Consider the following 5,089-nt stretch of genomic DNA (forward strand, 5'->3'; position numbering starts at 1 on the left):
TCTGAACACCGTTGTTCTTTCGCCAAACCGACGGCCGCTCCGCCGCTGAGACCCTAACGACCCACGCCGGTGGGCGCTCACCCCGCCCGGGGTGACCGCCCACAGGCGTGTCTACGGCAACTCCAGGACGTGTGTACGGCACTCCCCGGACGTGTGCAGTGCTACCAGGCGGTCGAGGCGGACGACGGCCGCTCCTGGGGGAGCAGCAGCCACAGTGCCAGGTAGAGCAGGAACTGCGGGCCCGGCAGCAGGCACGAGACGAGGAAGATGACGCGCATGGTTCCCGCGGAGGTGCCGAAGCGCCGCGCCAGCGCTGCGCACACTCCGCCGATCATGCGTCCGTCACGGGGGCGGGCAAGTGCGGCCATGGTGGGCTCCTTCGCGAACCGTTGCGGGGGGAGCAGTCCGTTGTGCTCCCGATGTATCCATGGTGGCTCACCGAACAGGGGCAAAGCGTCGCTCTACGGGGCGATGCCGACCCTGGAAATCGTCGGGGTCGCACCCTGAGGGACCTCGTGGCCGGCCCGGTGAACGAACCGGATCCGCTGCCGCTCGCGGCGGCGCAGCCGGGCCCGGAACGCCGGTACGAACAGCACATGGGCGAGCGCCACACCGACGGTGTTCAGGATCAGCGAGTCGATGTCGACGACCTGGCCGGGCACCCCGGTCTGGCCCAGTTCGATGGCCAGCGAGATCAGCGATCCCGCGGCGACGGTGCGGGCGAGCGAGGCCCAGGGGGAGACGAAGAGCCGGCCCCCGGCCATCGGCAGCAGCACGCCGAGGGGTGCCAGCAGCAGAAGCTCCTTGCCGATGTGGCGGGCGGCGGCGGCCGGGCCCAGTGTCAGGTCCGCCCTGATGCCGGCGAACGGCGAGAAGTTGGCGGCGGTCATCCACGGCACGTCCAGCGGGCGGAGAGTCAGCCACCCGACGAGCAGCAGATGCGCGAGGAGGAGGGACACTCCGGCCGCGCGGAAGCGGATGACGGCCTGGCCGTCCGAACCTTGACGCACGCTCCCCAAGACGCGGGCAGCGGCAGGATCGGTTCCGCTCCTGCGGGGGAGACCTGGCTCACGGTCCGGCCGGGGCCAGGGCGTGTTCTGAAAGGAGCGCCGTCCGCCCGCTGGGCAGGCGGGACTTTCAAACACGCCCCAAGAGCTGTCAGGGCAGCCTGACCGCGCCCAGTGTCGGTACGGTCTTCGGGCTGGCCTTCGTCTCCGTGGTGCACAGATAGCCGCGCGCCGCGTAGTCCCCGGGGCCGCCGAGCAGCACCGTGCCGTCCTGGACGAGCGGCTCGCTCTCCGCGTACGTACAGACGATCTGGGCCAGCGCCTCGGGCGTCAGGTCCTCCGGCTGCTCGCTGAGCCGCAGCGCGCCCTTCGCGTCGCCCGCACGCGGCCCGGTGACCCGCAGCGCCGACGGGACGACCGTGGAGAAGCCCGCCTGCTCCTCGGGCCCCGTGGGCTTGACCCGCAGCTCCTCCAGGAGCGCGGCGGCGACCTCGACCCGGTCCGACTTCGTCTCCCGGACCCGCACGCTGCGGTCGACCGTGACCAGCTGCGAGGAGCACACCAGATAGATCTGCACCGGGCTGCCCTCGCCGGCCTGGGCGGTGACGTCCTCCGGGGGCATCGCACACGGCACCTGGGAGGGGGCGGGGCCGGCGTCGACGGGCACGGACGTCGTCCTGATCCCGCAGCCCGCCGCCAGCACCGCACAGAGCACGGCACCGGCCACGGCCGCTGCGGGGCGAAGGCCCCGGTGTTCGCTGCGCATCACGTCGCGTCGTCCTCCTCGTCCGGGATCTCCGCGTCGCGGCCCTCTGGTGCGCGGCTCAGCGCCTCGGCGTCCCGCGGCAGGCGCAGGACGAACACCGCGCCGTCGCCGTCCGGCGAGTTCGCCGCGGTGATGTCACCGCCGTGGATGTGCGCGTTCTCCATGGCGATCGACAGTCCGAGGCCGCTGCCCTCGGACCTCGGCCGGGAGGCGCTGGCCTTGTAGAAGCGGTCGAAGACGTGCGGCAGGACTTCCTCCGGGATGCCGGGGCCGTGGTCGCGCACCTCGATGACCAGTTCGTCGCCCTCGGTCCGCACCGTGACCCGGACCGGCGAACCGCCGTGCTTCAGCGCGTTGCCGATCAGATTGGCCAGGATCACGTCGAGCCGGCGCGGATCAAGGCGGACCATCATGCCGCGCTCGGCGTCCAGATCGACCGCGTCCAGCCAGGCGCGGACGTCGATGCAGGCCGTCACCTGGTCGGCCACGTCGACGGTGTCCAGGACGAGACGGGCCGTACCCGCGTCGAAGCGGGTGACCTCCATCAGGTTCTCCACCAGGTCGTTGAGCCGCCGGGTCTCGCTCACCACCAGGTGCACGGCGGGCGCGATCATCGGGTCGAGCGTGTCGGCCTCGTCCTCCAGCACCTCGGCTACCGCGGTGATCGCGGTCAGCGGGGTGCGCAGTTCGTGCGACATGTCGGCGACGAACCGTCGGCTGGACTCCTCCCGCGCGGTCATGTCCGCGACCTTCTTCTCCAGGGAGCTCGCCGTCTTGTTGAACGTCCGTGAGAGATCTGCCAGTTCGTCCGTTCCGGACACCGTGAGCCGGGTGTCGAGCTTGCCCTCGCCGAGCTTGCGGGCGGCGTCACCGAGACGCTGCACCGGACGCAGCACGGTCGTCGCCGCGGCCTGGGCGAGCAGGGCCGAGCCGACCAGGGCGAGCGCGGTGGCGATCCCCAACGACCAGGCCAGCGAGTTCAGATCCTGCCGTTCCTGGTCGAGGGACTTGAGCATGTAACCGGTCGGGCCACCGCCGATGATCTTCGTACCGCCCACGAGATACGGCGTGCCGCGGATCGAGGTCCGTTGCCAGAACAGGTGGTACTCGTACTTGTTGCCCGCCTTGACCGGCTGCTTCTTGTTGACCTGTTTCTGCAGCGACTGCGGCACGTTGTCCCGGGTGAAGGTGTCCAGGTCCGAGTTGCCGACGATCGGCTTGCCGGGATCGCGCTCGTCGATCAGCAGCACGCTGTAGCCGGGGCTGCTGCTCGCCATCTGCGCGGCCGCGGTCTGCAGATCGTCCTTGGTGGGGCGGACCGGCAGCGAGGCCGCCCGGACCTGCATCTCCTGCCGGAAGTCCCCGAGCGCCGAGTCCTGGGTACGGGTCAGCACCGCCTCGCGGTTCAGCCAGTACGCGATCCCCGACGCGGACACCGCGGCGGTCAGCGCCACCAGCGCGAACACGACGACGAGCCGCAACCGCAGGCTGGTCCAGCGGAGCCCGGCCAGCAGGCTCCGCCGTACAGCCGGGCTCACTGCGGCGAGTCCAGCCGGTATCCCACGCCCCGCACGGTACGGATCAGGGTCGGCGAGGACGGCACGTCCTCCACCTTGGCGCGCAGCCGCTGGACACAGGCGTCCACCAGCCGGGAGTCACCGAGGTAGTCGTGTTCCCAGACCAGCCGCAGCAGTTGCTGTCTGGACAGGGCCTGGCCGGGGCGCCGGCTCAGTTCGAGCAGGAGACGCAGCTCGGTCGGTGTGAGCTGCAGATCCTCCCCGTCCTTCGTGACGGTCATCGCAGACCGGTCGATCACCACGCTCCCGAACGTCGCGGAGTCCGTGGACTCGCGCTCGCCCCGGCGCAGCACCGCGCGGATCCGGGCGTCCAGCACCCGGCCCTGCACAGGTTTCACCACATAGTCGTCGGCACCGGACTCCAGACCCACCACGACGTCGATGTCGTCGCTTCGGGCGGTCAGCAGAATGATCGGCAGTTGGTCGGTGCGCCGGATGCGCCGGCACACCTCGAATCCATCGATACCGGGCAGCATCACATCCAGCACGACCAGGTCGGGCCGCTGCTCTCTCAGCAGGTTGAGGCCGTCCTCTCCCGTCGCCGCGGTGGCCACACGGTGGCCCTGGCGTGACAGCGAGAGTTCGAGGGCCGTGCGGATGGCGTCGTCGTCCTCGATCAGCAACAGGAAAGGCACGCTGGTCATTCTGACCCATGGGGGAGCCCTAGTTCGACAGTTGGTCCCCTCTTATGCGTCGGGCACCCCCTGATCGTGTCCTCACAGGGCCCTGTGACAGGCCTGTGACAGTCGCAGGACAGCGCCATGAAACTGCCCCTGCAAGCTCGTTGTCACAAGGAACGGACGGACTCCACCGACGGGGGGCGCGAGATGAACGCAACACACGGCATCACCGCAAGCGCAGTTGTCACGCGTCTCCACGACGTCGGACGGAACGCCGAGAAGTCCGGTGCCGCATTGAACGGACGGGGGTGCGTTCGTGGCACCGGGCGTCAGCACCCGTCGTACATGACGGTGGTCGACGCACCTGCCGCAACAGGCGGGAGCAACGGGGGAAGCACGTACGGGGAGGCCACGGGGGAGCGGCAGACCCCGGCGCGGGACGAGGACGCCGAAGCGGTGTTCACGGCCTACGTCCGGGAGCGCCGCGCCTCCCTGTACGCCACCGCCTACCACCTGACCGGCGACCGGTTCGAGGCCGAGGACCTGCTCCAGAGCGCCCTCTTCTCGACGTACCGGGCGTGGGACCGGATCAGTGACAAGGCGGCGGTGGGCGGCTATCTGCGCCGCACCATGACCAATCTGCACATCAGCGCCTGGCGCAGGCGCAAGCTGAACGAATACCCGACCGAGGAGCTGCCGGAGACGGTGGGCGACACGGACGCGATGCGCGGTACGGAGCTGCGCGCCGTGCTCTGGCAGGCGCTGGCGCGGCTGCCCGAGCTCCAGCGCACGATGCTGGTCCTGCGCTACTACGAGGGCCGCACGGACCCGGAGATCGCGTCCATCCTCGACATCAGTGTCGGCACGGTGAAGTCCAGCATCTGGCGGTCGCTCCGCCGGCTGCGCGAGGACGAGGTCCTCAGCTTCGGCCGTGACGAGGAAGAGTCCTTCGGCGAGCTGGTGGCCTGAGGCAACGGGGGATACGGGGGAACGGGGGGAACGGGCCGCTGCTTCGGGGGAGGCGGCGGTGTTCGGGGGGAAAACGCTGCGGGGTCGGACGGGCCGGGGGGTCCTGTCCGGCCCCGTCGGCGCGTGACGGAGGGGCCGCTCGCCATGAGC

The 5,089-nt window shown here is 70.3% G+C and carries 6 protein-coding genes; 1 reads left to right on the plus strand and 5 read right to left on the minus strand.

Annotated features, from left to right (window positions below; translation table 11 throughout):
- Window positions 1-161: 161 nt before the first annotated feature.
- The 5 genes from ACFVW8_RS38375 to afsQ1 form a co-directional block, all read right to left on the minus strand.
- A complete protein-coding gene (locus ACFVW8_RS38375; protein ID WP_389698559.1) occupies window positions 162-368 on the minus strand; it encodes a PspC domain-containing protein in 207 nt (68 codons plus the stop codon).
- A gap of 93 nt (window positions 369-461) precedes the next feature.
- Window positions 462-1,010, minus strand: a complete 549-nt coding sequence (locus ACFVW8_RS38380; protein ID WP_389698561.1) for a VanZ family protein — start codon at window positions 1,008-1,010, stop codon at window positions 462-464.
- A 148-nt stretch (window positions 1,011-1,158) separates the two neighbouring features.
- The gene (locus ACFVW8_RS38385) at window positions 1,159-1,773 is read right to left on the minus strand and encodes a hypothetical protein (RefSeq protein ID WP_389698567.1); all 615 of its coding nucleotides are present in this window, start codon (window positions 1,771-1,773) and stop codon (window positions 1,159-1,161) included.
- Window positions 1,773-3,311 (minus strand): ATP-binding protein, encoded by a 1,539-nt coding sequence (locus ACFVW8_RS38390; RefSeq protein ID WP_389698563.1) that lies wholly within the window; start codon window positions 3,309-3,311, stop codon window positions 1,773-1,775. The genes ACFVW8_RS38385 and ACFVW8_RS38390 overlap by 1 nt, the downstream gene beginning before the upstream one ends.
- Complete coding sequence (afsQ1, locus tag ACFVW8_RS38395; RefSeq protein ID WP_199884271.1) at window positions 3,308-3,985, minus strand: two-component system response regulator AfsQ1; 678 nt, start codon at window positions 3,983-3,985, stop codon at window positions 3,308-3,310. Before afsQ1 ends, ACFVW8_RS38390 begins: the two co-directional genes overlap by 4 nt.
- Window positions 3,986-4,177: 192 nt before the next feature.
- Here afsQ1 and ACFVW8_RS38400 point away from each other — a divergent pair, with 192 nt between their 5' ends.
- Entirely contained in the window at window positions 4,178-4,939 is a 762-nt protein-coding gene (locus tag ACFVW8_RS38400; protein WP_389698565.1) for a SigE family RNA polymerase sigma factor, read from the plus strand.
- Window positions 4,940-5,089: the final 150 nt, after the last annotated feature.

It is taken from the genome of Streptomyces sp. NPDC058221 (assembly GCF_042882365.1).
Lineage (GTDB): Bacteria > Actinomycetota > Actinomycetes > Streptomycetales > Streptomycetaceae > Streptomyces.